The following is a 26,982-nucleotide window of genomic DNA, read 5'->3' as shown; positions in this document are numbered from 1 at the left end:
ATGTGGACGAACCGGCGGTTCATGAATCAATGGACTCGCGGAGCGGCATCGTTTCCCTGCCGCTCTTGCCGCGTTGGCTGAAGCGGTAGCGGAACGTCAGCGCGAGCAGGGCGACGACCACGAACAACCCCGCATAGATGAAGCCGAAGACCGGAAAAGCTCCTTTGCCCGATTCGCCGCCGAAGCTGTCCAGCAGACGGCTGAACACCGCTCCCGCCGCGGCACCGGTCAGGAAGTTGAGCAGGGAGACCAGACCCATCCCGGCACCCGCCTGATCGGCCGGCAGCGTGCGCGAGACCGAGTTCATGAGGGAAATCTGCAGCATCGTCTGGCCGAGCTGGCCGAGCACGAGCGCCCCTCCGGCGACCCAAGGCGATGCACCGGCAAGCAGCGCCATCAGGCCGAAGAAGGTCAGCAGCAGGCTGGCGGCAACGTAAAAGACGTACGCGTTGCCTTTGCGGTCCGCGAGACGTCCGGCCGCGCGGCCGAGCAGCGCGGCGAGTCCGGCCGCCGGCACCATCGCGAAGCCGATCACGCCGGGAGGAAGCTCATGCACGGACGAGAGCAGCTGCGGGGTCAGGAAAGGCAGCGCGTAGCCCGAAACCATCGCCAGCATCATCAGCAGAAGCCCTTGGCGATAGGCGGGGATGCGGAACAGCGCCGGGCGCAGGAACGGCTCGCGCGCCGTGCGCAGCCGCAGCGCCAGCAGCAGGGCGAGAACGATGCCGGCCGCAGCGTACCAAAGGCTCCATTCCGTCAGGGCAAGCAGCAGCGAGGCGCTCGAGGCGGCCAGCAGGAGGCCGCCGGCGAGATCGAGCGAGCCGCCTTTGGCGGGCTCGTCGACGAGATAGCGGCGGAACAGCGGGAGCGTGAGCAGCACGAGCAGCGGTGCGCAGAACAGCCAGCGCCAGTGCAGCATGCTGACGACGAGCGCGGCGAAGATCGGGCCGATGGCGTTGCCGAGCGCAAGCGCGGAGGCGGTCATCCCGAGCGCGCGGCCGCGGACGGCCGGCGGGAAGTAGCGGATCGGAATAATCATCGCGGCTGCGGGCACGACGGCCGCTCCCGCCGACTGGATGAGGCGGCCGGCCAGCACCGCCCCGTAAGAGCTGGAGACGAGGCCGATGAAGGAGCCGATGACGAACAGCGAGAGGCCGAACGTGAGCAGGTGCTTGAGGCGGAACAGATCCGCCAGCTTGCCGTAGATGGCCGACCCGATCGCGTAGATCAGCATGTAGCCGGTCATCATCCAGCTCACTTGGGACAGCGTCAGGCCGAATTCCGCTTTCATCTCGGGCAGCACGATCGTGAACATCATCGCGCTCATCGACGAGATCGCCATCGTGAACGCAAGCACGCCGATCAGCTTTTCCGCGCCGGGCCGCGGCTCGGTGGCGGCCTGCTCGGCTGCAGATGGGGCCGGCGGAGCTGCAGCCGCTCCGCCAGCGGCATGCTTGATGGCGGTCGATTCGTTTACGGACGATTCGGTGGCGGACGATGTGGACGCGTCGGTTGCGAGCCCTCTGGCAGTCGATTTGTTCGCGGACGATTCGGTGGCGGTCGATGTGGACGCATCGGTGGCGGTCGATTTGTTCACGGACGGCTCGGTGGAGGACGATGTGGACGCATCGGTGGCGAGCCCTCTGGCGGTCGATTTGTTCGCGGACAGCTCGGTGGCGGTCGATTCGTTTACGGACGATTCGGTGGCGGTCGATGTGGACGCATCAGTGGCGGTCGATTCGTTTACGGACGGCTCGGTGGCCGGACGTTTCTCGGACATAGTCGATCATCCTTTCCTTGTAAGCAAGCGCACGCTTGCATTTGGAGCGAATAAAAGGCTAGAGCTTGAGCGCTCTAGCATACAGCTTCACCGACTGGCGGATGACTTCGCGAGAATCATCGTCCGGCTCGGTGAAATCGGAGTGGAGGCGGCTGATGAAGCAGCCGTAATTGACGTACATGAATGACTGCGCAAGCGCATCGGGCGGATCGGCGTGAATGAGGCCGCGCCGCTGCTGATCTGCAAAGTAGTCCCGCAGCAGCTCGCGGAGCTTCTCCCGATGCCTTCGGTGGACGTGCTCGCCGATCGGGAGCGAGGCTCCTTCCTTGTGCACGATCCGAATCAGCTTCTTGTTGCGGAACATCGCTTGCTGGTACGTCTGCGCGATGAGATGGAGGTCGCTCTCCAGCTCTCCTGTCAGCCGGGTGGCGAACAGCTCCGTCATGATGTCCGCGTAGTGATAGCGGTCGAGCGCCGCTTCCAGCAGGTTCGACTTGGAGCCGAAATGCCGAAATAGCGTGACCTCGTTCACGCCGGCAGCTGCCGCGATCTCCTTCGTCGAGGCGCCGAGATACCCTTTGTCCGCCATCACCTCGATCGTGGCCAGCAACAGCTTTTCCGCCGTCGATCTGTTCGTCTCCATTTCCCGCGCGCCTCCCTTCCTCTCTTCGTGATGCTGGGCGAGCGATGCCCGTGTGTGAGTAAAGCTTTTGTGAATGATGCTTAAATGAATGATGCTTTCGTGAATGATGCTTATGTGAATAGCGCTCAAGCGACTGACACTAATGCGTCGACTGATGTTCGTGTGACTCATGTTCGCCATGTTCAGCATCTGGTGCAAGTGTTCACTTACATTCAATGAAGGTAGTATACGCCCCCGCCGCTCCTCCAGTCAACGACTGATTCGAACGCTGTTGAACTGCAGGTTGCAGCGATCAAGCCTACCAGCCGTTGTAGCGCTCCTGTCCTCTGCCATAATCGATTCGTTCGGTAACCCCATTCCTACTGGTATTCCAATGGCGGAGTTGCGCGGAAAAACCGAGCAACTCCACTCCTACTGGCACACCAACGGCGGCGTTACGCGGAAAAACCGAGCAACTCAACTCCAACTGGTACACCAACGGCGGCATTACGCGGAAAAACCGAGCAACTTCACTCCTACTGGCACACCAACGGCGGCGTTACGCGGAAAAACCGAGTAACTCCACTCCTACTGGCACTCCCATGGCGGAGTTGCGCGGAAAAACCGAGTAACTCCACACCTACTGGCACACCAACGGCGGCGTTACGCGGAAAAACCGAGCAACTCCACATCTACTGGCACACCAACGGCGGCGTTACGCGGAAAAACCGAGTAACTCCACTCCTACTGGCACTCCCATGGCGGAGTTGCGTCGAAAAACCGAGTAACTCCACCCGAACTAGCACACCAACGGCGGCGTTACGCGGAAAAACCGAGTAACTCCACTCCTACTGGCACACCAACGGCGGCGTTACGCGGAAAAACCGAGTAACTCCACTCCTACTGGCACACCAACGGCGGCGTTACGCGGAAAAACCGAGCAACTCCACTCCCAGTGACAACTCCACACCAGCTGATGTCTCACGCAGACGGTATGTCGATACGAGCAAGCTAGCAGAATTGATGGCAGGCGTTCCAGCAGGCGTTAACTCGAAAATATCGACCTAATGAGCTCCAACTGGCGCATCTCGCAGGCGTTAACGGTTCAGCCCCCTAATTGTGGAGACTAGACCCCTTCATCAGGGTGTCTCTCTGTATACCTTCTTTTTTGGCCTTCATGCTCGGTCAGACAGCACGCTGGAATCGGGTAAGATCCGGTTTTTGCTCGGAGACCCACGCCATGAAGTCTGCGGGGGAGCGTCGTGCCAGGCTCCCATGCATCTTGCGGTTGTTGTAAAAATCCATAAACTCCTCCACCGCATGGAAGGCTTCATCGAATGTCTCGAACTGTTCCTTGCGCAGCACCCAATGCTCCAGCGTGGCATGAAAGGACTCTATGTACGCATTCATGTTCGGCGTCTTGGGCGGGATGCGTTCGTGGACAAATCCTGCCTGCTGCGCAAGCTCTCCAAAGGCGCGGCTCACGAATTGAGGTCCATTGTCCGTACGAATAATCGGCATGGCTGCGCCTGGGGCAATTCGCTGTTCTAGCGCACGCTTCACCATGCTGCACACCGACTTGGCGCTGCAGCTGGAGCCCAGATGGTAGCCCACAATCGTACGGTCAAACACATCAATCATATCCGCAAGGAAGAAAAATTGGCCGTAGCCAGCCACGTAGCCATATTTAATATCCAGCTGCCACAGCTGGTTGGATCCGGTAATGGTATGGTTTCGCGCCAACCGCCGGGGATGCTGCACTTGCTTTTTTCGTTGGGAATGAAGCACGCCGAGCTCTTGGCAGAACCGGTACGCCTTTTTCTTGTTGATGACAAGGTTGTATTGGCTGCGCAGGCAGTCCGTCAGCATGGAATAGCCGTAGCCGTGCTCTTCGCCGGAAACAAGCTCGAGCAGCCATTCTTTGACCTGCTCGTTGCAGATTGGCTTTCCGGATCGGGTGAGGGTGAAGGAGGAGCAGGGACGCCCGACAGAGACTGGAGCTGGCCGGTCCGAATCGATCCGGCTCCGACGGCTATAGTACGTCGAGCTGGAGACACCGGAGGTGCGAAGAACAGGAGCTACCGCGTGTCCCTGCTCGATGAATGATTCGGCGACGGCAAGCCGTTCATCGAGGCAGGGCGGGTCTTTTTTACAAGTTCCTGCAGAATTTTGTTTTCCAGCTCTTTCTCGCCTAATGCCTTCAGCGCCTGATCGTATTTGGCTTCTAGCTCCGCCAGCCGCTTGGCGTCGTCGATCCGCTGGTCGATCGTCGGGAGGGCATCGTCGCCCATCTTTTCCTGGTACTCCCGCACCCAATTGCGGATGGTCTTTGGAGAAACATCATACTTCCGTGCAAGCACGCCGGTCCGGATCCCAGCCAGCGCCTCCTGAGCCACCTTGTTGCGGACTTCTTCAAAGACCTGATTCCGTTGTCTCATCGTCCTCATCACCTCTTGGATTAAGTGTACCTGATTCCCTAGGGTACTCTCCATTCCAATTAGGGGGCTTAAGAGTTAACTCGAATAAATCGACCTATTGGGCTCCAGATGGCGCATCTTGCAGGCGTTAACTCGAAAAAATCGACCTATTGGGCTCCAACTGGCGCATCTCGCAGGCGTTAACTCGAAAATATCGACCTAATCAGATCCAGCTGGCGCATCACGCACGCTGAACTCGAATAAATCGAGTTCACGAGCTCCGCGCCGCCCGCCCATCCGACTTGCTCGCCCGCCGATGCGCCGTCCCAGGCCAGCCATGGGGCAAGCCCGCCCCGCAAAGCAAAAGAAGCGTCCGCACCAGGCCTACGCCAGGCGGACGCTTGTTTGACCCTACAAGGACTGATCTACAGCTCCCAGTCCTCGCGCACAGCGAGGTATAGCGCGGCCAAGTAGCCGCGCGGATCGTTGTAGGCCGCCCGGCTGTGGCCGAGCTTCTCGGTGAAGTGCTGCCAGATGCGCTGCTCGAGCCCTTGGGCGCCGATCGGCGGCTTGGGATCGATGCGCTCGGCCCAGCCGGACAGCAGCTGCCAGTCGCGCTCGTCCAGCAGAGCGCGCTCCGCCGCGCCGAGGTCGCGGGCGAGCTCCGGCAGCCGCAGCCCCTTCGACTGCAGGCGGGCGATCCGCTTGTCGATGCGCGCGCGGCGTCCGCGCTGCTCCGCCGTCGCTTCCGCGACGACGATCGTCCCGGCCACCATGTCGCCGATGCGCTTGTCGGCGCGGCTGAAGAAGATCGCGACGCTGCCCGCGAAGTAGCCCATGGGCAGGAAGTCGAGCAGCCGGAACAGGTTGCGGATGACGACCGGCAGGATCGTCGCCGACTGGCCGCTCGCCTGGAGCACGCGCAGCCCCAGCGCCTTCTTGCCGATCGTCTGGCCGCCCCGGTACGCCTCCATCACGATGAAATAGCCGACATTCACTACGATCAGCAGCAGGAACATGCCGGCGAACACGTAGTCGTAGCCGTCGTTCGGGAACCAGGACGAGGACAGCAGGTAGAGGCTGCCCGCCGTTCCGAATACGATCAGCGCCGAGGCCGCGAGCAGCAACAGCGCGTCGATCAGGTGGGCGATCGCCCGGCTGCCGAGGCCGGCGGTCCGCAGCTGCAGCCGCACCTGTTCTGGGGTGACAAACGTCGTCTGTCTTTCGGAATAGGGTTCTTTCATCGTCATGGTCGGACCTCCTTTCGGAATGGGGAGGCTATCGTCCCCCCGCTCTCGCGCTCCCCGCGCTTCGCGCCGTAAACGCAGTACGCCGTGAACGCGGCGAGCGTCAGTCCGGCGACAGCGTACTTGAGCTCGAGCGGCAGCGAGGCCGGGGTGATGTAGCCCTCGATGAGGCCCGCGATGACGAACAGCGGAATCGTGCCGAGCAGCAGCAGCGCGGATTCCTTGGCGGCCTGCACGAACACGATGCGCCGAGGCAGCTCGCCGGGCACGAAGAACTTGTAGCCCATGTAGAAGCCCGAGCCGCCCGCGATGAAGATCGCCGCCAGCTCGATGATGCCATGCGGCAGGATGTAGGCCCAGAACGTATAGCTGTACCCCGCCTGCGCGAACACGGCGGCAAGTCCGCCCACGAGCATGCCGTTGAACACCATCAGGTAGATGGTGAGCAGGCCGAGCGTCGCTCCGCTCAGGAACGCGAGCACGGCCACGCGGATGTTGTTGGTCATGATCTGGGCGGAGACGACCGCGCTGTTGATGTCGCCGCGGTCGTCGGCCGTGCGCGCGGGATCGACGTTGTCCGCCATGCCGGCAGGCAGCAGCGAGTGGATCGCCGCCGGATTGTCGCGCACGGCGAGGTAGCCGAGCAGCTCGCCGAGCAGCAGCAGCGCCCCCGCGAGCGCGATGAACGGCAGCCGCCGCTTCAGCAGCAGCGGGAAGCCCCAGAGCAGGAACTCGAGCGGCTTGCTGCGCCCTGCGGCTCCGCCCGCATAGAGCTGGTTGTGCGCCCGCGACACGAGGTCGCCGAGCAGCAGCGCCGCCTCGCTCGCGGGCGCATGCGTCTGCAGGTAGGCCAGATTCGCCGAGGCGCTCCGGTACAGCTCCGCGAAACGGTCGAGCTGGCCCGCGCCGGGCCGCGCCTTGCGCCGCCCGAGCAGGTCGAGCAGGGCTTCGAGCTCCGCCCAGGCCGGCTTGTGCCGCCGGATGAATGTCGTCGTGTCCATGATGGCTCCTCTCCTGATTGTTGCCGGATCAGATTTTGTCGCGGATGTCGAGATAGGCGCTCACCGCGCTCGTCGCCAGCTGGTCCGGAGAGGCGTCGAGCATCGGCACGCCGCCGCTGCCGAGTCGACGGACGAGCAGTTGCCGCTCCAGCGCATAAGACGCCGCCATGCTCCGTACGTAGGCGTCGCTAGCCGTCTCGGGAACCCGCTCCTCGAGCTCGCGCAGCGCCGGATTCTGCAGCGACATCAGCACGAGATGATGCTGCTTGCGTAGCTTGGCCGCGTACGGGAGCAGCTCGGCGTCATGCAGATAGTGGTCCATATCGGAAAAAAGCACCGCGAACGAGCGCCGCCGCACGCGCTGCAGCAGGAAGCCGAGTCCTACGGCCGCTCCTGCCTCGGCGTAATCCGGCGCGATGCCGCTCGCCGCGCGGGTCAGCGCCTGCAGCTGCTCCAGCCCGCGGCCGGGCGGGATGTACAGCTTGACGCGGCTCGAATAAGCGATCAGCGAGACGAGGTCGCCCTGCCGGAGCGCGGCGGCGGCCAGCGTAAGCGCCGCCTCCAGCGTCCGGTCGAGCTTCACCCGGCCGTCCAGCTCGACGCCCATCTGGCGGCCGCAGTCGAGCAGCAGCACGAGCGTCTTGCCCTTTTCGGGCCGGTACAGGTTCGTGAGCAGCCGGCCGGAGCGCGCCGTCGCCCGCCAGTTGACCTCGCGGATGTCGTCGCCGGCCGCATACTCGCGGATCGCGTCGAACTCGGTGCCGCCGCGCTGGCGGCGGTGGATCCGCTTGCCGTCGACGAGCAGCGAGTCCTGCGCCGAGGCGAGCACGCCGCGCACGCCCGACAGGTCGGGATCGATGCGGATGCCGTCCTCCGCGGCCAGCTGCGCCTGCTTGCGCCACAGGCCGAGTCCGCCGCTCCAGCGCACGTCCACCTCGCCGAAACGGAACCGCCCGCGCTCCAGCGCGCGGAGGCGATACGACGCCTGCAGCCGGCCGCGCTCCAGCATGCCGGACGCGCTGCGGCCATCCGGACGGTCGAACCGGTCCGGGATGTCGTCGGCCAGCTCCACGCGCAGCGGCAGTCCCGTGCGGCAGGTCAGCTCCAGCCGCACGGCGAACTCGCGGCCGATCTCCGCGCTCTCCGGCAGCTCGCGGCGCGCCGACCAGGCGGACGCCCGAGGCAGCCGCGCCAGATCGGCGGCCGACAGCGCGGCAAGGGCGGCCAGCCAAACCACGGCGGCTTGGAGCTCGAGGCCGGCCGCTCCGAACAGCGCGGCCGCAGCGCCGCCGCCGGCCGTCCACCATGCGAGACGCGGCGTCGGCAGCGGCGCGTGCCGCAGCAGCCGGTCAGCGCGGGACCGGAACCGATGCCAGCGTTTGCCGGATGATGCTTTCACCGGTCATCCCCTCCAGTTCCGCCTGCGGCGTCAGCAGCAGCCGGTGGCGAAGCACCGGGAGCGCCATTTCCTTGATGTCGTCCGGCGTCATGTAGTCGCGTCCTTCCAGCAGCGCCCAAGCGGACGCCGCCCGCAGCAGCGCGATGCCCGCGCGCGGACTCGCTCCGAGCTGCACGCCGTCGGTGTCGCGCGTCGCGCGCACGAGCGCGGCGACGTAGCCGTAGATGGCGTCCTGAACGACGACATCCTCGACCCGGCGCTGCAGCTCCAGCAGCTCGGCCGGCGATACGGCCGGCTCCGGAGCGGCTTCGCGGATGCTTCCTGCCCGCCGATGCGAGCGCAGGATGCCGATCTCCGCCTGCTCGCCGGGATAGTCCAGCACGAGCTTGAACAGGAACCGGTCGAGCTGCGCCTCCGGCAACGGATACGTGCCGTCGTACTCGACCGGATTTTGCGTCGCGACGACGAAGAACGGCTCGGGCAGCTCATATGACGTGCCCTGGATCGTCGTCTGCCGCTCCTCCATCGCCTCCAGCAGCGCCGCCTGCGTCTTCGGACCGGAGCGGTTGATCTCGTCGGCGAGCAGCACGTTCGTGAATACCGGCCCTTTGACGACGGAGAAGCTCTGCTCCTGCATGCTGTAGGTCACGCTGCCCGTGATGTCGCCCGGCAGCAGGTCCGGCGTGAACTGGATGCGGCGCCAGCCGCAGCCCGACAGCGCCGCCAGCTCGCGCGCCAGGCTCGTCTTGCCGAGTCCCGGCACGCCCTCCAGCAGCACATGCCCGCCCGCGACCAGCGCCGTGACGAGCAAACGGATGTTGCGGCTCTGTCCGTGTATCCGCCGCTCCAGCGATTCGACCAAGTGATTCATCTTCTCTGTCCCCTTCCCGGATCGGCGCCGCCACGCAGCAGCGCCGCCAGCTCGCTTGCTTCCTTGGATCTTGCCGTAAACTCGCGCCGTGCCGCCTTGCGGCCGTCGGCCTGCAGCGGACGCTCCTCGAGCGCCCGCTGCAGGCGCAGCGCGTCCTCCTCGCTCCAGCGGCTGCGGGCGGCCGCGGCCGCCTGCTCAGGCGATGCCGACGCAGGCAGTCCCCAGCGCTGCGCCAGCTGCTGCCTCAGCCGCCCGCGCTGCCGGTCCAGCGCCTCGTCCATCAGGCCGAAGCGCTCGTACCAGGCCGCCAGCGCCCGCACCGTCTCGTCGCCGCGCCGCGTCGTCCACTCGCGCGGCACGCGCGTCGGACCGAAGCGCTTGCCCGCGCTCCAGAGCGCGAGCAGCAGCGCAAGCAGCAGCAGCGCGCTCGCCAGCAGCAGCGGGCGGGGCAGGACGGCGAACGCGCCGGGCGCGGACGTATAGCCGTGATGCTGCTCGTCGAACAGCATCTCCGTCCAGCTCCCCTCCAGCAGCGCGCCCATCAGCTCCGCATGCGAGCCCTTGAGCGCCGTGCCGTTCTGCATCCAGCGCGGTTCTACGGCGAGCGTCACCGAGCCGGCGCCGACGCTCTTGCGCGCCGCGAGCGTGCCGCGCTCGTCAGCGACGAGCGCGGAGCCTTCGCCGTCCAGGACGGCGATCCGTACCGACGTATCGGTCAGCGCCTCATAGGCGCCCGGGCCGAGCAGCGCCTCCGCTTCCACTGCGGAGGGCAAAGCCTCGTGGTCCGACCCGGCCTTGTTGTCGGATGCGGACCCCTCGTCCGACGTTTCTTCGGCCGCATCTCCCTCCCCGGCCGCATCGCCGTCCTCCGCCGCTGCGCTTCCGCTTCCCGTCAGCTCCCAGAACGGCTGATCCGGCAAATCTCCGAGCAGCAGCGCGGAATTGCCGCGCTTCAGCCACTCCTCCAGCGCCTTCCACTCGACGCCGCTGACGCCGGCCGGCTCCGCTGCGATCAGCAGCCGGCCCGAGCCTTGCGGGAGCTCGTCCCAGCGCAGCCGCCACTCGCCGACGAGCGGATGCCGCTCATCAAGCAGCTCCCGCCATGCCTGGAGCCCGTCCGTGTCCGACGAGAAGCTCAGGTTCGGCGACTCGTCCCGTAGCTGCGGCCGACCCAGCAGCAGGCCGAGCAGCAGGAACAGGGCCGCCAGCAGGGCGAGCAGCCCGAAGCTGCGCTTGGTCCCCTTCCTCATTGCGGCACCTCCCTGCCGTCCGCTTTGTCCAACAGCGCCTTGAGCTCGTCGTACGGAGCCTGCTCGGCCTCCATCCGGCCGTACCAGATGCGCTCGAACAGAGACATCGCCGTCCGGAGCTCCGGCGCATGCGGCGAGCCGGCTGCGGCCAGCTCGTCCAAGTATTCGCGATTCGTCTTCCACGCCTCGACCCTCAGCTCCCCGCGCTCCTCCAGCCGGAACAGAAAAGCGAGAAAGACGGCGCGCACGCCGTCCCTCCACTCTCTCTGAGCGGCGAAGCCCTCGCCGAGCCGAGCGTAATGCCGCCAGGAGCGGCTATCCTCTCCCGGCTCCATCCAGGCGCCGGGGCGCAGCCGCCCCCTCGGCCCGAAGCGGCGCGTCAGCAGCCAGACCATCCAGCCGAGAAAGGCCGCGAGCGCGATCACGATCAGGACGGACAGGAAGCTGACCGTGCCTGGCCCGGGCTTCAGGTCGGGGAAGATCGCCGCCAGCAGCTTGCCGAGCTTCTCCACGATCCAGTCCCACAAGGAAAAGCCCGGCTCCTTGCGATAGGCGGAATATTCTTCGCGGGAGAGGATTTCCTCCAGCTGTTCCCTTTCCGTCATGGACGAGGGCCGCCCCCGGAGCTGTCATCCGGACGGTCCGGACGGTCCGGCGCGCCGTAGCCGCCGCCCCAGCTCGCAGGAGGCGGAGGCGGCGCCTGGCCGCCGTACGGCTGCGCTCCGTCCAGCAGCGTATCGAGTCCCCAGCCCTCGCGGCGCACGCGCAGGTCGAAGAACGTAATCGCATACGGCAGCACCCAGAGCGAGCCGATCAGGATCGAGACGAGCGCGTCGACGAGGGAATTCAGCACGCCTCCGCCGAAGATGGCGGCCGAGCCGAGGTTCAGCACCCCGGTGAAGATGGCGAGCAGAATGGAAAGCACGAGGTAGAGCAGCAGCAGGCGCCAGAAGCTGCCCTTGGTCAGACGCCAGCTCGCGCCGACGCCCGTGCCGCTCTCGTCAAGCGCGACGAACGGCAGGTAGAACGCCCAGCGGATCGCGAAGAACGTGATGAGCAGGAAAACGCCGATGAACGCCGCGAAAATCAGCAGGAAGGCTACGCCGGAAGGACCGCTCGTGCCGGACAGAGCCGCGGCGAACATCAGGCCGCCGACCAGCGCGAACGCGAATACGACGAGCACGTAAAGTCCGATCATGATGATGCCGTACAGCAGCGTGCTGCCGGTCAACGGCCACAGGCGGCGGAAGCCCTTTTTGAGCAGCTCGCCCGCGCTCGGAATGTCCTCGCCCCGCAGATGCGCCTGCACGAGATGCACGATCGCCGCGACCGAGACCGGTCCGAGCAGCAGCATGAGCACGAAGCCGAGCAAGGCGGCCAGCACGGCGCCGCCGCTCAGCCCTGCGCCTTCCTGCGCCTCGACCGACTGCAGGTAGCCGTCGAGTCCGCCATCGCGCAACGAATCGATCAGGCCGGAGTACGTGTTGGACGAATCGGTGGCTAGCGCCATCGAGACGATCGCCATCGGTCCGTACAGCGCCAGCATGATGATCGCCAGCGTCGTGAAGTGGGTGCGGTACAGCTGGAAGCTGCGGTCGAGAATGCGGCCGATCCCCATCGGCCTCAGTGGTTGCGGTTGCTGCATGATTGTCCGACCTCCCTATGTAGGTAAAAAGCCATGTCAATAGAGTGCTGTTCGCCTTCAGGCGCACAACGATCATTATACTACGGATCGCAGGCCTGAAACGGTTCCCTTTTCCTTATGCTCCCAAAAGAATAAAAATTCGGGCGGTTCGCAGGGAACCGCCCGTCTCGGGACTTCAGCGCCGTCCCGCGCCGCCGGCAAGCCGGGCAAGCTGCTCCAGCACCGGACTGCCCGCGTCGAGCGTGATGCGGTCCATGCGCTCGACGAGCCGCTCGAGCATCTCCATCTCCTTCAGCCGGTACAGCGTCTCGTTGTCCTCCATCAGCTTCGCCGTGTTGAGCAGGCTGCGCGTCGAAGCCGTCTCCTCGCGGCGGGTGATGAGGTTCGCCTGGGCTTTCTTCTCCGCCAGCAGCACCGTATTGAGAATGTCGCGCATCTCGCCCGGCAGGATGACGTCCTTGATGCCCGTCCCGAGGAACTCGACCCCGCTCGCGGCCCCGACTGCCCGCAGCCGCTCCAGCGCCTCGGACGCCGCCTCGTCGCGCGCGGCGAGCAGGCGGTCGAGCGTCCTCGCGGCGACGATGTCGCGCAGGATCAGCTGCAGCGAGGCGTGCAGATGTTCGGACAGCGAGCGGATCTCCAGCGTGCGCCGAGGGTCGCTGACGCGGTACGTGCTGACGAAGTTGAGCCGCAGCGTCACCTTGTCGGCGGTCATCATCTCCTGCCCGTGCAGCTCGAGCTGCTGGCGTCGCAGATCGACCTTCTGGATCGACGCCTTGACCGGACCGCGCCAGAACCGGTAGCGTCCCGGACCGAGCTCGCGCTGCAGCTCATGGTCGTAAAAAAGGAAGCCCCGCTCCCCGCTCTCCACCTCCAGCGTCGACGCATACGGTCCGATCCGGTCCGCGAGCTCCGGCTCGAGCGCGGCCGAGACATCCGGCTCGCGCGTATCGATGCGCTGGAAGCCGTGCTGGCCGCCCGCCTTCCAGAAGGCATGCAGGCCCGGCAGCAGCAGCCGCTCGAAGCGCCCGTCGATGCGATGTGCGGCGTACTCGCCGTCGCCGACCTCCACAACCTCCAGCTGCTCGGCAAGCCTGGCATCCTGCAGGTAGACGGCGAGCGGGCCGTCTGGCGGCAGGAACGGCTCGTCGACGCGGCAGGCGACCGCGGTCTCGCGGCGCAGCCGGTTCAGCCGCTTCGTCCCGGGCAGGAGCACTCCCGCATAGCTTCCTCTCCGGTACAGCAAGCCGCGCTCGGTCGGCTTGATCGTCGCAGTCTCAAACATAAGATCATCTCCTTCTCTATCGGGCAAGCCGCGAGCCGCCCCGGCGGCGATGCGCCGCATGGGCAAGCTGCTCGGGCTCTTGTCAGCCGGGACAGGGCGGCATCCGTCCGTTTCGTCCGCGCCCCGGAAGCGTAGGCGGAGCGCCTGCGGGCAGGCGGCGTCCGGACGCCCTCCCGCCGCTGTCCCGCTCGCGCCTTCCTCGCGCCGTGGCGCAAGGTGGATCGCGAGCGGGCGATCGCCTCAGGAAATCGTCCTTCGTGCCGCCGCCGGCGCAGGGGCTTCATGGCCTGCTCCCGGCGCCGCCCATGACGGCGCGGCCGGCGCGGATCGGCGGAATCGGATGCCGGTCCCTCGGGTACTGCGTTCATAGGCTCTTCGCCTTTTTGAATTCATCGACCATGAACGCTCCGGACGGAGCGTCCGGGATTCGAACCCGGTGAATGAACGAGAGAAAGGACGGCCGTAGCATGCCAGTCGGATCAGCGTCCCGGCACTGCGGAACAGGGCCTGCGGCCGAAGTTCCCGCCTGTCGCCTGACCTTTCCGCTTCATCATAGCTTCGGGCGGAGCGCCGGAACAGGGCGGAAGTATGGCGAAGCAGCGGAAAAAAGACGGCGCCGGCGTTCGGCCGCTGCTCATCGGACTGCCGGATGATGCTGCCCCTCTCCGCCGCCGGAGCAGGAACTCGCGCGGTTGTTCACGAATACAGAAGGTTCGGCTGAAAACGGACGGAAGGAGGAGGAGTAGACATGGCTAGAGAGAGCTTCGACAAGGAGATCGAGCTGCTGCGGCTGCTCGCGCTGACGGGCGGGGCGTTCAGCCGCAAGGAGTCGGCGGAGCGGCTCGGCATCTCGGTGCATACGCTCGACAAGGCGCTGCGGCGGCTGCGGGACGCCGCCTCGTCCGGCGGCGCGGAAGCGGTTGGAGCCGGGGAGCTCGGGCTCGGCCGGCTGCTGCAGGCTCGGCGCGAGCGGGTCGGCGACCCGCTGCTGCTGTTTCTTTTCCGCTCCCGCTCGCTCAAGGAATCGGAGATCGCCCGCCTCGCGCTGCTCCTCGATGAGCTGAACGGAGGCGGCCGCACTGCGGCCGAGCTGCTCGACGCCTGCTGCGGCGGCTGGCCGGAGGCATCGCCGTGGCCGGACGAGAAGACGATCCGCTCCGACCTCGCCTACCTCGAAAAAGCCGGCATCGTCGCGCGCTCGGGCGGCCGGCCGGTGCGCTACCGGCTGCGCGACGAGCTGTGGACGTCGCTGGACCCGGAGGAGCTGCGGCGGCTGGAGCTGTTCGTGCATGTGATGGCTCAGACGCGCGTGCCGTCGGTGCACGGCTTTCTGCTGCAGGACAGCTTGCGCCGCCTGCTCGGCCCGGACGGAGCGCTCAGCTCGGGCGTCGGCTTCGCTTACCGCTACGACTGCCGCATCCTCGACGAGGCGTACCTGCATCCGCTGCTGGCGGCGATTGAAGAGCGGCGGATGGCAAGCTTCGAGTACTTGACGCCAAAATCGGAGCATCGCTACGCCGCGCGCGGAACGAATCCGCTGCATGCGCGGACCAGCCCGGCGCGCCAGGTGGCGATGCTGCCGCTGCGGGCGGTCTACGACCACCAGTACGGCCGGTGGTACGCGATCGGCTATAGCCGCGCCCACGGATGGAGCGCCTGGAGGATGGAAGGCATGAGCGGCCTGACGATCGGAGAGCCCGCCGATCCCGAGCTGTTCGCGCGCAGGCAGGAGCAGCTAGGCACGCGGCTGCGCACGAGCTGGCTCGTCGAGCTAGGCGCGCCGCAGCGCGTGTCCGTGCGGTTTTTCCGTCCGGACGGGGCGGACTACGACTTCGTCCGCGAGCGCGTGCTGCTGCAGGGCCAGTGGGGGGAGCTGACGGAGGAGGGGCCGGATTCGTTCCGGTACGACATCGACGTGAATGGGACGCGGGAGATCCGGCCGTGGCTGCGCAGCTTCGGCTCCAGCTGCGAGGTGCTGGAGCCCGAGGAGCTGCGGCAGGACATGATCGAGGAGTGGAAGGAGCTGGCGGAAACGTATGGAGCTGCTGTTCGACAAGGCGCACAATCATGAGCTGAGCCGCCGCATGGCGGAGGCGGGCGCCGTCGCCGTGACCGGACGCGAGCGCGCCTGGCTGCGGCTCATGCTGGAGCATCCCGCGGCCGAAGGCTTCCTCGGCGCGGCAGCGCGCGCCAAGCTGGCCGAGCTGCTGGCGGCGGAGGAGCCGCTGCCGCTGGGGCATCTGGTCGAGAAGGCGCGCAGCCGGGAGCGCCGGCTCTTCTCGCCGCTGCTGCCGGAGCTGGCCGAGCTCGTCGCCCGCCGCAGCGGCATGCGGCTCGCCTACAGCGCCAAGGGCGGCGGCGCGCTCCGCCATGCCGAGGGCTACCCGTACCGGCTCGACTACGCGATGTCGACCAAGCAGTGGTACCTGCTCTGGCATCGCGCCAGCGGCCGGCCGCTCATGCGCACGCGGCTCACCCACGTCCACGGCGTGGAGGAGCGGCCGCTGCCTCCCGGCGAGGCGGATCGGCTGGACGCCTGCATCGCTGCCCTGTCGGCCCGTTCGGGCGAAACGACGGTGCTGGAGCTCGTGCCCCGCTACAACCGCGAGCTGTCGCGCATCCTCTATGCCCTCTCCTGCTTCCGCCAGGAGGTGCGCTACGATGCCGACGAGGGCGTCTACCGCATCGAGCTCGCTTATGCGCGCGACGAGCGCGGCTTCCTGCTGCAGAAGCTGCGCTTCCTCGGCAAGCGGGTACGCGTCTTGGAAGGCGCTGCCCTGCAGGAGCAGATGCGGGCCAGCGCGGTGAAGGCGCTGGCCCGGTACGGCATTCGGCCGGAGGCCGAGGCGGCGGCCGAGGCCGGCGCGGTGGCCGGGGCCGGCGTGGAGGCCGAGGCCGGCGTGGAGGCTCGCGCGGTGGCCGGGGCCGGCGGGCAGCGCGGCAGCGGCGAGGCGGCGGGACTGACGAGTACAGGTTAGCGGCGCGCTCAGTCCTCGTTCGCTCGCAAGCTCGCGGCGCGTCCCATCAGCCGACCATCCAAGGCAGGTTTCTGCCTTGGTTCCAGGCATCCAGCCCTTCAGCCGACCATCCAAGGCAGGTTTATGCCTTGGTTCCGGGCAACCAGCCCATCAGCCGACCATCCAAGGCAGGTTTATGCCTTGGTTCCAGGCATCCACCCCATCAGCCGACCATCCAAGGCAGGTTTCTGCCTTGGTTCCGAGCATCCACCCCATCAGCCGACCATCCAAGGCAGGTTTATGCCTTGGTTCCGGGCATCCAGCCCATCAGCCGACCATCCAAGGCAGGTTTCCGCCTTGGTTCCTGTCCAAGCCATCTAGCGCGACAAAGGGACTTGTTCCGGTTCGTTGAACGAACCGGAACAAGTCCCTTTCCGTATGCCTAGCTCATGCCTGAAGCGGCTGGTTGAACGCGCGGAAGGCGATTGTCGGCTCCGCCGGCGCATCGCCGGAACGGTCCGCATCCGCCCCTTCTCTCCCCGCATCCGCCGCTCGGGTCGCCGCCCCGGCGCCGAACAGCTCGCCGCGGCGAGGCGCGCAGGAGAGCTCGACCGTGCGCGACTCTCCCGGCAGCAGCGTGAAGTACGCCTCGCTCGCCTCCATCCACCAGCCGTCGGTCGTCTCCTCCGGCCGCACATGCAGCGCGGCCTCCGAGCCGTCGTTGACCACGACGTAGGATCGGCGCAGCAGCGGACTGGCCGCCGGGCCGCCCGCCTCGGGCGGCGCCTGCTCCCAGCCGCCCAGCGGTACGGCCCGCAGCGCAGCGGCCATCGGCTGCAGCGCGGCCGCGTAGACCGCCGGCGACCGGGTGGAGAAGTAATACTCCGCTGGCGGTGCGTCGGTCCCTTCCACCAGCAGCCGGACGAGGAGCAGGCCGTTGTACGTCTCCTGCACCACCCAGTCGAACGTACCGAGCCGAAGCGAGCTTCCGCTGCCTGCGCCGTCGCCGGACTGCCATGGGCTACCGAGGGAACCGGCACCGGCTGAGCGCTCGCCGCCTGCTTCCTCGTTCGCCTGCGGCCGGCCGTCCGATGCTCCAGCCGCTCGCTCCACGCCGTCGGACTGCCGCCAGCCTTCCCCCTCCAGCATGAACGCCTGCTCATGCAGCAGCGTTCCGCGCAGGTCCCGCACTTCGGCGCGGACGCCGAGGATCGACGGCTGAAGCGACGCCGTCCAGGGCGATCGGAGGGCCGCGCCTGCGGAGCGCCCGGCCTCCGAGGCCGCGTCCGCGGGCCGCCCGATTCCGTACAGCCCGTCCGTCTCGCCTCTCAGGCCCGCGACCAGCCGGGGCCCGAGATGCAGATGCACCGCCGCCTGCAGGCGGCTGCCCGCAGGCGCATCCAGGGAGCGGTAGTCGAGCGAGGCATGCGTGCCCTCGAAGGCGGAGCGGGTCCAGTAATAGGCCATTTTCGGCTCCATGTAATAGTCGACGAGGTTCGTGCAGCTGGCGTTCGGCCACGGCTCGTTGAGCTGCCAGATGATGCTGCCGCTCTGCCGGCCTTGGCGGCGGCGGTTGGCCTCGAGGATGAAGCGCAGCCCCTCCGCCTGGATCCACTGGCTCGCGTCGGAGAACGCCTGCAGGTCGGCGAAGCCGCCGAACAGCTCCGTATCGCGGCCGAACGTGTCCCACCATTCGCCATGGTGGCGCCAGACGAGGCTCTTCTCCATCGAGACCGGCCTCCGGTGCGGCTCCGACAGGAACTTGCGCAGGCTCTTCGCGCTGCTGACGCCGTCGACGCCGAACTCGCTGTGGAACAGATGGTCCGCCTCGGCATACAGCGGGTAGTGGCCCGGATTGCCCATGTACTTCCAATGGCCGTGGACGTCGTGGCTGACGCCCTTCTCGCTCGTGATGTACTGCCTCGGCCCGGACGCCGACGTCGGCAGGAACAGCCGCTGCGGATCATGCTCGGCGACGAGCGCGCGCAGATAGGCCAGATTGGAGTCCTCATAGGTGGAAGGACGATCGGGAGCGCTCATCAGCTCGTTGCCGCCGCTCCAGACCGCCAGCGACACATGGTTGCGCCGCGTCTTGAGCGCCTGCACGGCGCTGCGGCCGAGCAGCTCGAGGAAGCGCGGCTTCTTCGACGGCTCGTTGTCGATGCCGGAGCTCGACTGGATGAACTCCTGCCAGACGAGGATGCCGAGCCGATCGCACAGGTCGTACAGCTCTTCCTTTTCGATGAGGCCTCCGCCCCACACCCGCAGCAGATTGAGGTTCGCCCGCCGGGCGAGCCGCGCGATCCAGCCGTAGCGCTCCGCTCCGACGTTGCCGTACAGATGGTCGAGCGGCGTCAGGTTCGCGCCCTGGATGTAGACCGGCCGGCCGTTGACGACGAACGTATACGGCAGCGCGTCGTCCGGACCGCCGGGATTGCGGCGGTACTCGAGGCGGCGGATGCCGGTCCGCCGGCACGTCTCCTCCGCCAGCCGCCCGTCCGCGAACAGGCGCAGCCGCAGCTCGTAGAGCGGCTGCTCGCCGTACCCGTTCGGAAACCAGAGGCGCGGCCGCGGAACCTCCAGCTCGGCCTTCACCTCTCCGTCCGCCACCGGCCCGCTCCAGCGAAGAACCGCCTGTCCGTCCGGATCGAGCAGCTCCAGCTCCGCCGTGGCCCGTTCCGTCCCTGCCTCCACGCGCGCCAGGGCCGACACGGAAACCAGTCCCGTGCCGTCCTCTCGCACATCCGCATGCAGCGCCAGCTCGTCCAGCGAGACGGCGCGGCGGACGCGCAGCCAGACGCCTTCCCAGATGCCGACGTGGACGAGCCGGGTCGAGAAGTCCCACTTGTAGTTGAAGCGGCTCTTCTGCGTGAACGTCTCGCTCGTCTTGCCGATCTGGCCCATCTCGTCCGGCGCCTGCTTGAGGATGATCTGCAGCTCCGCCGACTCGCGCTCGCCCAGCAGCTCGGTCACGTCGTAGACGGCCGGCTCGTACATGCCCTCATGCTCGCCGAGGCGGCGGCCGTTCAGCGAGACGATCGCCTCGTAGTCGAGTCCCGCCAGCACCAGCTCGATTCGGCAGTCCGGCTCAAGCTCCGGCCGCGCGAAGCGGCCGCGATACACCCACCAGCGGTTCTCCACCCACTCGACCGCCAGGCTGTTCCTATCCACATACGGATCGGGGATATGCCCCGCCCGGTACAGATCCTCATGCACGCCGCCCGGCACCGTCGCCGGAATCCACTCCGTCACGCCGAGCAGCTCGTTGCCGATCTCCATGCTCGTGCCCTTCAGCGGCACCCACGGCCAGAATCCCTTTACTTCCCATGCCGCATCCAGCTTCCGCATCTCCATGTCGAACCCCAACCTTCCCTATAGAAAGCCAAACGAACGTCGCTCCTTTCATCGTAGCATGAACTAAATTTAATTCAACTGTTTCTATTTATTGAAATTAAAAACGTCCCGCCGGCTCGGAGCCATCGGGACGTTTTTCGGACGTAAAGTTCACTCGTACGGCCGGATCGTACGGATCGAGCCGTCCTCTTCATGATGCAGCTCCGTGAACTTGACGCAGCGCTTGTTGTCGGCGCCGCCGGAGAGCGAGCTGTCGTGATAGAACAGATACCACTTGCCGTCCCACTCCACGATCGAGTGGTGGGTCGTCCAGCCGACGACCGGCTCGAGGATCGTCCCCTGGTAGACGAACGGACCGAGCGGGTTGTCGCTCGTCGCATATACGATCTTGTGCGTCGTGCCGGTCGAGTACGACAGGTAGTAGCGCCCCTGATGCTTGTGCATCCACGGCCCTTCGAAATAGCGGCGCTCCTCGTCGCCGGCCGCGATCGGCCGGCCGTCCGCATCCACGATCGACAGCTCGACGGGAGCGCTCCTCAGCGACAGCATATCGTCCGCCAGCTCGGCGGCGCGAGGCCCGAGCGCAGGCTCGTTCCCGGCCGGCCCTTCGGCGCTCGGATCGAACGAGCCGCCCTGCCATTTTTCCAGCTGTCCGCCCCACAGGCCGCCGAAGAACAGATAGGCGCGGCCGTCGTCGTCGACGAACGCCGCCGGGTCGATGCTGAACGTGCCGTCGATCCAGCTCGGCTCGGCGCGGAACGGCCCTTCCGGCCGCTCGCCGACGGCGGCGCCGATGCGGAAGACGCCGTCCTTGTCCCGAGCCGGGAAGAACAGATAGTACTTGCCGTCCTTGAAGGCGGCGTCCGGCGCCCACATCTGCTGGGACGCCCACGGCACTCCTGACACATGCAGCGCTTCGCCGTGGTCGACGCAAGGCGCATCCGGGGCGTCCATCGACAGCACATGGTAGTCCTCCATGTCGTACTGGTCGCCGTTGTCGTTGGACGTCCGCTCGTGGTCGAGGTCATGGGACGGATAGACGTACAGCTTGCCTTCGAACACATGGGCCGACGGATCGGCCGTATAGAGATGGGTGACGAGCGGCTGGTTGAAGCTCGGTTTGGCGGTCATCGTATCTTCCTTTCGGGAGTCGTCGAGAGTCGTCGGGTCGTGCAGGCCCAGGCGGATCAGCCCTTCACCGAGCCTGCCGTCATGCCTTCGACGATCTGGTTGCTGAGCGCGAAGAAGGCGATGAGGATCGGCAGGATGCTGATCATGAGCGTGGCGCCGATCGCGCCCCAATCGGCCGAGTATTGGCCGATGAAGTTCTGGATGCCGACGGTCAGCGTCTTGAGCGAGTCGGTGCTGATGAACGTGTTGACGAAAACGAACTCGTTCCAGTTGTAGATCATGTTGATGATGACCGTCGTCGCCACCACGGATGCCGTCATCGGCAGCACGATCTGGAAGAAGATGCGGTTCACGGAGCAGCCGTCCATGACGGCCGCCTCTTCGACCTCGCGCGGCAGCGTCTCGTAGAAGCCGAGCAGGATCATGATCGTCAGCGGCAGGTTGAACGCGGTGTACGTCAGGATGATCGACAGCGGATGGTCGGTCAGATTCGCTTTCATGAACATCTGGAACAGCGGGATGAGCGTCGAGTGGATCGGAATCATGATGCCGACCATGAAGAGGCCGAGCACGGGCTTTTTCCAGCCCCATTTCATACGCGTCAGCGCGAACGTGACGAGGCTCGCGAGAAGCACGGTCGCGGCGACGGCGACGACGGTGTACCAGACGCTGTTGAAGAAGTACTGGCCGATGTTGCCCTCGGTCCATACCTTCTCGTAATTCTCCCACTTGGGGCTGGCCGGCAGCGAGAGCGGGGACTTCGTGAAGATTTCCTGCGTATCCTTGAGGGAAAAGACGGCGAGCCAGAGCAGCGGGAACACCTGCACGACGGCGATGAGGGCCAATACGGCGTACAGGAGCGTCTTCAGGACCGGGCTCCCGCCAGAGCTTCCGCCGGAGCGGAGTTCTGCACGAGACGCGGCGAGGGGTTGCGGCATGTCGGTTGGCTCCTTTCGCTTAGGAGTATTGGACCTCTTCGGATGTGGTGAGCTTGCGGATCAGCCAGGTGGCGACGAGGCAGATGAGCAGCAGGAAAAATCCGATCGCGCTGCCGTAGCCGAAGTCGTAGCTGCTGAACGCTTGCTTGTACATGTAGGACGCCATGACCTCGCTCGCTCCGTTCGGCCCGCCGCCGGTCATGACGTAGATCAGGTCGAAGTACTTGAGCGAGCCGACGACCGCCAGCACGACGGTCATCTTGGCGACGCCGGCGATGAGCGGCAGCTTGACGCGCAGCGCGATCTGCAGCGGGCTCGCGCCGTCGATCCGCGCCGCCTCGACGAGCGAGGACGGGATATTCTTGAGCGCCGCGTAGTAGATCAGGATGTAGAAGCCGGCGTACTGCCAGATGATCGGGATGAAGATCGACACCAGCACGATGCCCGTGTCGGACAGCCACTCGACCGTATCGGGCAGGCCGACCGCGCCGAGCAGCGTGTTGAGGATGCCGTTCGTCGGGTGATAGATCTTGGCCCACAGCTGGGCGATCGCGACCGAGCTCAGCAGCATCGGGATCAGATACAGCTTGCGCAGCAGGTTCGCGCCCTTGACCTCGCCGGCGAGCACGAGCGCCACCGCCAGATAGCCGATCAGGCTGAGCGCGGAGAACGCCGCCAGCAGCAGCGAGTGGCCGGCGCTGTCCCAGAACGCCGCGTCCCGGACGAGCTTCGCGTACTGGTCCATGCCGATGAACGTCATCTCGCCGATGCCGTCCCATTTCATCAGGCCGTAATAGCCGGTGAGCACGATCGGCACGTAGATGAGGACGAGCACGAGCAGCAGCGCCGGCAGCACGTAGAGGGCAATCATCTTCTTGTTGGACATCACTTTATCCATGCTTGTTCACGCTCCTTCGCACGTTCGGGTGGCGGATGCGGCGGCAAGCGAAGAGGACCTGCGCCCGCCTCGCGGGACAGGTCCTCCTCGGATGCCGCGCGGCCTCGGATCAGCCTGCGTCCTGCTTCAGCGCCTCTTCATGCTGCTTGGCGAAGTCCTCCGGCGGCACTTCCTTGCCGAACAGCGCCTGGATCATGTTCAGATGGACCTGCGCGACGGCCGGGCTCATCTGCACGTCCGCGAACAGCGTGATGTTGCTGGCCTTGCCGAGCTCGTTCAGGATGTCGATGTACATCTGCGGCAGGTCGACCTTGGACGTGTCGACCTTGGTCGCCGGGATGACGCCCGCCTTGGTGACCGACTGCTCGCCCCACTTCTCGACGAAGAACTTGACGAATTTCTTCGCCTCTTCCTTGACCTTGGAGTTCTCGGAGACGAACAGGCCTACGCCCGGGCCGCCGACCCAGCTGTCGATGTCGCCCTTGCCGCCCTCGATCGTCGGGAACTTGAAGAAGCCGACCTCGTCGCGGAACTCCTGCGGGATGGACTCGTTCGTCGTGAAGTTCGGCAGCTCCCACGTGCCCATCAGGTACATGGCCGCCTTGCCGCTCAGGAACTCCGCCTTGCCCTCGTCGTTGGACAGGCCGTTGAAGCCCTTGTTGAAGGCATTGCCTTCGACGAGCTTGCGCACCTCGTCCGCCGCCTGCACGAGGCTCGGATCCTCGAACGAGCCGGAGCGGTCGATCGCCTTTTTGAGCGTCTCCGGCCCGCCGAGCCGATCGGCCAGGTACATGTACCAGAGCGAGCCGGTCCAGCGGTCCTTGTTGCCGAGCGCGATCGGCGCGACGCCGTTCTGCTGCAGCGTGTCGACCGCCTTCTGGAAGTCTGCGTACGTCTGCGGCACCTCCAGGTTGTACTTGCTGAAGATCGCCTTGTTGTAGTAGACCGGCGTGATGTTCAGCTCAAGCGGCAGCGCGTAGGTCTTGTTTTCCACCGCGTACGCCTCGGTCGTGCCGGAGACGAATGTGTCCTTCAGGCCGCCGGCCAGCGTGTCGTCGAGCGGAGCGAACAGATTGCCTTTGACATAAGGAGTCAGGAACCCCGCAGCCCAGGTCATGCCGACGTCCGGCAGGTCGTTGGAGGCGGACAGCACCTTGAGCTTGTTCTTGTACTGCTCGTTTTCCAGAATCTCCTGCTTGATCGTCACGTTCGGGTTGTCGGCCTGATACTGGGAAATGATGTCGTTGACGATCATGTTCTGCTGCTTGGAGCTGCCGGCCGGCCACAGATGCATCATCTTGAGGGTGATCTTTTCGGCCGAGCCCGAGCCCGCTCCGGCGTTCGCGGCCTCGCCGCCCGCATTGCCGTTGGTTCCGGCCGAGTTGCCGCCGCCGCAGGCGGTCAGCGCCAGCATGGACGCCAGCGCTGCCGCGCCCAGCACGGAGGTCGATTTTTTTGCCATGGTGGTGGTTCCTCCCCTTCATCGCTCTTGGATAGCGGTTACATTTCCAATGATAGCGGTTTACCCGGCTTGAAATAAGGTAACGGCGATTAGGGAAAAGTCCGTTATTTTCAGGTGTCGGCGTCCTCGGACAGGCTTCGGCGGTACTGGCTCGGCGTCATGCCCTCGTATTCCTTGAACAAGGTGATGAAATACTTGGCCGTCTGGTAGCCGACCTGCTCGGCGATTTCCCCGACCGGCAGGCCGGTCGAGTAAAGCAGCTTCTTGGCCGCCTGCAGCTTGCTGCGGGCGACGAACTGGCTGAACGTCATGCCGGTCTTCTCCTTGAACAGCGAGCTGAAATAGCTCGGGTTCAGATGCACGTGCTCGGCGACCTCGCGCAGCGTCAGCGGCGCCCGCACGTTGTCCTCGATGAAGCGGATCGCGTCCTGCACCGGCTGCGGCACGAGCCGATCCTCCTCCTTGATGCCGGCGAGCTCCAGATCGACGATCTTTTCGATCGCGCCCCGGCGGCGCCGCTCCTCGATGATCTGAAGCGCCTGCTCCACCGCCTCCAGCAGCTTCGCGCGCGTCACCGGCTTCAGCAGATAGTTGACGACGCCGAGCCGGATGCCCTCCTGCGCGTAGTCGAACTCGGAATACCCGGAGAGCAGCACCGCCACCGGATCGCTGCCCCGCTCCTTGATCGCGCGGATCAGCTCCAGCCCGTTCATCTCCGGCATGCGGATGTCGGTCAGCAGCAGATGGATCGGCCGCTCCGCCGCCAGCTCCAGCGCCTCGTCCCCGTTCTCGGCGGAGAAGATGTCGAAGCGCCCCTCCGCCCAGCCTTCCAGCGTCTTGGCCAGTCCTTGCCTCGTTCTCGGCTCATCGTCGACGATGAGCACCGTCAGCCGGTTTTTCATGCTGTCCCTCCCGGTAATTCGAATCCGACCGTCGTGCCTTCCCCCGGCCTGCTCTCGATGCGAAGTCCGCGCGGCGGACGATCCTTGTAATAAAGCTGCAGGCGCCTGTTCACGTTGGCGAGCGCCATGCCGCTGCCTCTGCCCTTGCCGCCCTCCCTGCCGGCGTCGATGCCGGCGACCTTGCCGCCCGCGCCCGGCAAGCCGCCCTCGCCGAGGGACGAGGCCAGCTCCTGGACGAGCGCCGCCTCCATGCCCGGGCCGTCGTCCTCGACGGCGACCGACCACAGATCCGGCTCGCCCGCCGGCTCGACCCGCAGCGACACCGAGCCCGGCCCTTTTTTGGCGCCGACGCCGTGCAGGATCGCGTTCTCGACGAGCGGCTGCAGCAGCAGCTTGGGCATGCGCAGCTCGAGGCTGTCCGGCGGCGCCGAGATGCTCCAGTCGAGACGGTCTCCGAACCGCAGCTTCATCAGCTGCATGTACCGCTCCGCATGGTCGAGCTCCTCCCGCAGCGTCACCCACTCGCTCCCGTGCTCGCTGCCGATCGTATAGCGGAACAGATCGGACATGGCGACGACGAGGTTGGCGAGCTCCTCCTCGTCCTTGTCCTGCAGCGCCCAGAACAGCGCTTCAAGCGTGTTGTACAGGAAGTGGGGGTCGATCTGCGCCTGCAGCGCCTTCAGCTCGGTGCGGCTGCGGACGAGCTCCTTCTCGTAGATGACCTGGATCAGGTCGTTCATATGGCCGACGAGCTGGTTGTACGTCTTGGTCAGCTCGTTGATCTCCACGGTCGAGTGGACTTCCGGGCTCGGCCGCAGCTCTCCGAGGCGCGCTCCGCGCATCGTCTTGATGAGCCGCAGGATCGGCCTCGTAATCATCGCGCTGAGGAAAAACGAGCAGACGAGGCAGATGAGGAAGCCGACCGCGCCCGACACGACGATCGCGGTGCGCAGCGCGCCGATGCCTTCCGTCAGGCTTTTCACCGGGGCCAGGATGACGAGCCTCCACCCCGTCAGCTGGGACGTCTGGCGCACCTGCAGGTAGGGTTCCCCGCCGATGTCCAAGTTATGGTCGGCCGAGTCCAGGAGCGCTTCCGCCGAGCCGCCGTAGTCGGACGTGATGACGCGGCCTTCGCCGTCCAGCAGCGTCATGAACTCGCGGCGCTCCTGCGCCTCGTCCGCGCCGAGGTTGAAGTAGCTGCGCTCGATGCGCACGAGCAGATAGCCCGCGCTCTCGAACGAATGGTCCATCAGCCGCACGCTGCGGACGGCGAGGAAATAGGCCGGGTCCTTCGGATCCTCTCCGATCCACGTCAGGCGCCCGCTGCCGCGGTCGGCGAGGCCGATCTGTTCGGGCTGCAGCCGGTCGGTCAGCCGGCTCTCGTCCAGCGGAGACAGGCTGCGGTAATCCCGGGTGAACAGGTCGAACGAGGCGATGCCGTCGGAATACACCTGCAGCGTGCGCACGCTTTGCAGCAGCGACTGCCGCTGGCCGAGCGTCGAGCGGCGTCCGCGTGACTCCTGCAGCAGCAGCTGCTGCACCTCGGATGCGGTCATCACCTGGCTGGAGAGCATGTCGACCTGGCGGTAAAGCGTTTCCATCCGGCCGATCGCCTCGATCGCCGTCTGCTGCAGCTGGCGCTCCGCGTTGCTCGTAATGACGGTCGACACGCGGCTGTACGTGAAGAAGCCGACGAACAGCAGCACGAGCGCCATGACGAGCAAGCAGACGGCGAGAATCTGGTTCCGCAGCGTGTTGGCGTTTCGCAGCCGCGTTCTCATCGCGAATCTTCCTTTCCGGTTCGAGCTTGGCTCGCTTGGTGA

General features: G+C 65.9%; 21 protein-coding genes. 2 read left to right on the top strand and 19 right to left on the bottom strand.

Features of this window, described 5'->3' with window-relative positions; genetic code table 11:
* Positions 1-19 precede the first annotated feature (19 nt).
* The 12 genes from HGI30_RS05450 to HGI30_RS05395 form a co-directional block, all read right to left on the bottom strand.
* The gene (locus tag HGI30_RS05450; protein ID WP_235680331.1) at positions 20-1,780 is read right to left on the bottom strand and encodes an MFS transporter; all 1,761 of its coding nucleotides are present in this window, start codon (positions 1,778-1,780) and stop codon (positions 20-22) included.
* A gap of 58 nt (positions 1,781-1,838) precedes the next feature.
* A complete protein-coding gene (locus HGI30_RS05445; protein ID WP_168906716.1) occupies positions 1,839-2,423 on the bottom strand; it encodes a TetR/AcrR family transcriptional regulator in 585 nt (194 codons plus the stop codon).
* Positions 2,424-3,587: 1,164 nt separating this feature from the next.
* Positions 3,588-4,502 carry an IS3 family transposase gene (locus HGI30_RS05440; protein WP_235680407.1) on the bottom strand — a complete coding sequence of 305 codons (915 nt, stop codon included), beginning with the start codon at positions 4,500-4,502 and terminating at the stop codon, positions 3,588-3,590.
* Positions 4,481-4,840: a transposase gene (locus HGI30_RS05435; protein ID WP_168906656.1), complete on the bottom strand. Its 360-nt coding sequence runs from the start codon at positions 4,838-4,840 to the stop codon at positions 4,481-4,483. The genes HGI30_RS05440 and HGI30_RS05435 overlap by 22 nt, the downstream gene beginning before the upstream one ends.
* Positions 4,841-5,244: 404 nt before the next feature.
* Positions 5,245-6,069 carry an RDD family protein gene (locus HGI30_RS05430; RefSeq protein WP_168906715.1) on the bottom strand — a complete coding sequence of 275 codons (825 nt, stop codon included), beginning with the start codon at positions 6,067-6,069 and terminating at the stop codon, positions 5,245-5,247.
* Positions 6,066-7,067, bottom strand: coding sequence for a stage II sporulation protein M (locus tag HGI30_RS05425; RefSeq protein WP_168906714.1), 1,002 nt, complete (start codon positions 7,065-7,067; stop codon positions 6,066-6,068). The genes HGI30_RS05430 and HGI30_RS05425 overlap by 4 nt, the downstream gene beginning before the upstream one ends.
* Before the next feature lie 28 nt (positions 7,068-7,095).
* Positions 7,096-8,466, bottom strand: coding sequence for a DUF58 domain-containing protein (locus HGI30_RS05420; RefSeq protein ID WP_168906713.1), 1,371 nt, complete (start codon positions 8,464-8,466; stop codon positions 7,096-7,098).
* On the bottom strand, positions 8,417-9,337 hold the full coding sequence (locus HGI30_RS05415) for an AAA family ATPase (RefSeq protein ID WP_168906712.1): 921 nt from the start codon (positions 9,335-9,337) through the stop codon (positions 8,417-8,419). The genes HGI30_RS05420 and HGI30_RS05415 overlap by 50 nt, the downstream gene beginning before the upstream one ends.
* On the bottom strand, positions 9,334-10,587 hold the full coding sequence (locus HGI30_RS05410; protein ID WP_168906711.1) for a DUF4350 domain-containing protein: 1,254 nt from the start codon (positions 10,585-10,587) through the stop codon (positions 9,334-9,336). Before HGI30_RS05410 ends, HGI30_RS05415 begins: the two co-directional genes overlap by 4 nt.
* Positions 10,584-11,192 carry a DUF4129 domain-containing protein gene (locus tag HGI30_RS05405; protein ID WP_168906710.1) on the bottom strand — a complete coding sequence of 203 codons (609 nt, stop codon included), beginning with the start codon at positions 11,190-11,192 and terminating at the stop codon, positions 10,584-10,586. The genes HGI30_RS05410 and HGI30_RS05405 overlap by 4 nt, the downstream gene beginning before the upstream one ends.
* Positions 11,189-12,232 (bottom strand): glycerophosphoryl diester phosphodiesterase membrane domain-containing protein, encoded by a 1,044-nt coding sequence (locus tag HGI30_RS05400; protein WP_168906709.1) that lies wholly within the window; start codon positions 12,230-12,232, stop codon positions 11,189-11,191. Before HGI30_RS05400 ends, HGI30_RS05405 begins: the two co-directional genes overlap by 4 nt.
* A gap of 175 nt (positions 12,233-12,407) precedes the next feature.
* Positions 12,408-13,517 carry a slipin family protein gene (locus HGI30_RS05395; RefSeq protein ID WP_168906708.1) on the bottom strand — a complete coding sequence of 370 codons (1,110 nt, stop codon included), beginning with the start codon at positions 13,515-13,517 and terminating at the stop codon, positions 12,408-12,410.
* Positions 13,518-14,265: 748 nt separating this feature from the next.
* Here HGI30_RS05395 and HGI30_RS05390 point away from each other — a divergent pair.
* Both HGI30_RS05390 and HGI30_RS05385 read left to right on the top strand, forming a co-directional pair.
* The gene (locus tag HGI30_RS05390) at positions 14,266-15,588 is read left to right on the top strand and encodes a helix-turn-helix transcriptional regulator (protein WP_168906707.1); all 1,323 of its coding nucleotides are present in this window, start codon (positions 14,266-14,268) and stop codon (positions 15,586-15,588) included.
* On the top strand, positions 15,554-16,495 hold the full coding sequence (locus tag HGI30_RS05385; protein ID WP_168906706.1) for a WYL domain-containing protein: 942 nt from the start codon (positions 15,554-15,556) through the stop codon (positions 16,493-16,495). The genes HGI30_RS05390 and HGI30_RS05385 overlap by 35 nt, the downstream gene beginning before the upstream one ends.
* A gap of 426 nt (positions 16,496-16,921) precedes the next feature.
* Here HGI30_RS05385 and HGI30_RS05380 read toward each other — a convergent pair whose 3' ends face one another.
* From HGI30_RS05380 to HGI30_RS05350, 7 genes are all read right to left on the bottom strand, one after another.
* A complete protein-coding gene (locus HGI30_RS05380; RefSeq protein ID WP_168906705.1) occupies positions 16,922-19,828 on the bottom strand; it encodes a glycoside hydrolase family 2 protein in 2,907 nt (968 codons plus the stop codon).
* A gap of 150 nt (positions 19,829-19,978) precedes the next feature.
* Positions 19,979-20,959, bottom strand: a complete 981-nt coding sequence (locus HGI30_RS05375) for a glycoside hydrolase family 43 protein (protein WP_168906704.1) — start codon at positions 20,957-20,959, stop codon at positions 19,979-19,981.
* Between the two features lie 56 nt (positions 20,960-21,015).
* The gene (locus HGI30_RS05370; RefSeq protein WP_168906703.1) at positions 21,016-21,897 is read right to left on the bottom strand and encodes a carbohydrate ABC transporter permease; all 882 of its coding nucleotides are present in this window, start codon (positions 21,895-21,897) and stop codon (positions 21,016-21,018) included.
* A 19-nt stretch (positions 21,898-21,916) separates the two neighbouring features.
* Complete coding sequence (locus HGI30_RS05365) at positions 21,917-22,795, bottom strand: carbohydrate ABC transporter permease (protein ID WP_168906702.1); 879 nt, start codon at positions 22,793-22,795, stop codon at positions 21,917-21,919.
* A gap of 109 nt (positions 22,796-22,904) precedes the next feature.
* Complete coding sequence (locus HGI30_RS05360; protein ID WP_168906701.1) at positions 22,905-24,257, bottom strand: extracellular solute-binding protein; 1,353 nt, start codon at positions 24,255-24,257, stop codon at positions 22,905-22,907.
* Positions 24,258-24,367: 110 nt separating this feature from the next.
* Positions 24,368-25,159, bottom strand: a complete 792-nt coding sequence (locus HGI30_RS05355; RefSeq protein ID WP_168906700.1) for a response regulator transcription factor — start codon at positions 25,157-25,159, stop codon at positions 24,368-24,370.
* Complete coding sequence (locus HGI30_RS05350) at positions 25,156-26,940, bottom strand: cache domain-containing sensor histidine kinase (RefSeq protein ID WP_168906699.1); 1,785 nt, start codon at positions 26,938-26,940, stop codon at positions 25,156-25,158. The genes HGI30_RS05355 and HGI30_RS05350 overlap by 4 nt, the downstream gene beginning before the upstream one ends.
* Positions 26,941-26,982 lie beyond the last annotated feature (42 nt).

This window comes from Paenibacillus albicereus, from assembly GCF_012676905.1.
Taxonomy (GTDB): domain Bacteria; phylum Bacillota; class Bacilli; order Paenibacillales; family Paenibacillaceae; genus Paenibacillus_O; species Paenibacillus_O albicereus.
The sequence above is the reverse complement of the archived record's forward strand: the minus strand, read 5'-3'. Positions and strand labels throughout refer to the sequence as shown.

What these genes read in the sequence shown, in the direction of transcription:
- HGI30_RS05450 (WP_235680331.1), bottom strand. Translation starts at nt 1,780, where the DNA reads ATGTCCGAGAAACGTCCGGCCACCGAGCCGTCCGTAAACGAATCGACC.
- HGI30_RS05445 (WP_168906716.1), bottom strand. Translation starts at nt 2,423, where the DNA reads ATGGAGACGAACAGATCGACGGCGGAAAAGCTGTTGCTGGCCACGATC.
- HGI30_RS05435 (WP_168906656.1), bottom strand. Translation starts at nt 4,840, where the DNA reads ATGAGACAACGGAATCAGGTCTTTGAAGAAGTCCGCAACAAGGTGGCT.
- HGI30_RS05430 (WP_168906715.1), bottom strand. Translation starts at nt 6,069, where the DNA reads ATGACGATGAAAGAACCCTATTCCGAAAGACAGACGACGTTTGTCACC.
- HGI30_RS05425 (WP_168906714.1), bottom strand. Translation starts at nt 7,067, where the DNA reads ATGGACACGACGACATTCATCCGGCGGCACAAGCCGGCCTGGGCGGAG.
- HGI30_RS05415 (WP_168906712.1), bottom strand. Translation starts at nt 9,337, where the DNA reads ATGAATCACTTGGTCGAATCGCTGGAGCGGCGGATACACGGACAGAGC.
- HGI30_RS05410 (WP_168906711.1), bottom strand. Translation starts at nt 10,587, where the DNA reads ATGAGGAAGGGGACCAAGCGCAGCTTCGGGCTGCTCGCCCTGCTGGCG.
- HGI30_RS05405 (WP_168906710.1), bottom strand. Translation starts at nt 11,192, where the DNA reads ATGACGGAAAGGGAACAGCTGGAGGAAATCCTCTCCCGCGAAGAATAT.
- HGI30_RS05400 (WP_168906709.1), bottom strand. Translation starts at nt 12,232, where the DNA reads ATGCAGCAACCGCAACCACTGAGGCCGATGGGGATCGGCCGCATTCTC.
- HGI30_RS05395 (WP_168906708.1), bottom strand. Translation starts at nt 13,517, where the DNA reads ATGTTTGAGACTGCGACGATCAAGCCGACCGAGCGCGGCTTGCTGTAC.
- HGI30_RS05390 (WP_168906707.1), top strand. Translation starts at nt 14,266, where the DNA reads ATGGCTAGAGAGAGCTTCGACAAGGAGATCGAGCTGCTGCGGCTGCTC.
- HGI30_RS05385 (WP_168906706.1), top strand. Translation starts at nt 15,554, where the DNA reads ATGGAGCTGCTGTTCGACAAGGCGCACAATCATGAGCTGAGCCGCCGC.
- HGI30_RS05380 (WP_168906705.1), bottom strand. Translation starts at nt 19,828, where the DNA reads ATGGAGATGCGGAAGCTGGATGCGGCATGGGAAGTAAAGGGATTCTGG.
- HGI30_RS05375 (WP_168906704.1), bottom strand. Translation starts at nt 20,959, where the DNA reads ATGACCGCCAAACCGAGCTTCAACCAGCCGCTCGTCACCCATCTCTAT.
- HGI30_RS05370 (WP_168906703.1), bottom strand. Translation starts at nt 21,897, where the DNA reads ATGCCGCAACCCCTCGCCGCGTCTCGTGCAGAACTCCGCTCCGGCGGA.
- HGI30_RS05365 (WP_168906702.1), bottom strand. Translation starts at nt 22,795, where the DNA reads ATGGATAAAGTGATGTCCAACAAGAAGATGATTGCCCTCTACGTGCTG.
- HGI30_RS05360 (WP_168906701.1), bottom strand. Translation starts at nt 24,257, where the DNA reads ATGGCAAAAAAATCGACCTCCGTGCTGGGCGCGGCAGCGCTGGCGTCC.
- HGI30_RS05355 (WP_168906700.1), bottom strand. Translation starts at nt 25,159, where the DNA reads ATGAAAAACCGGCTGACGGTGCTCATCGTCGACGATGAGCCGAGAACG.
- HGI30_RS05350 (WP_168906699.1), bottom strand. Translation starts at nt 26,940, where the DNA reads ATGAGAACGCGGCTGCGAAACGCCAACACGCTGCGGAACCAGATTCTC.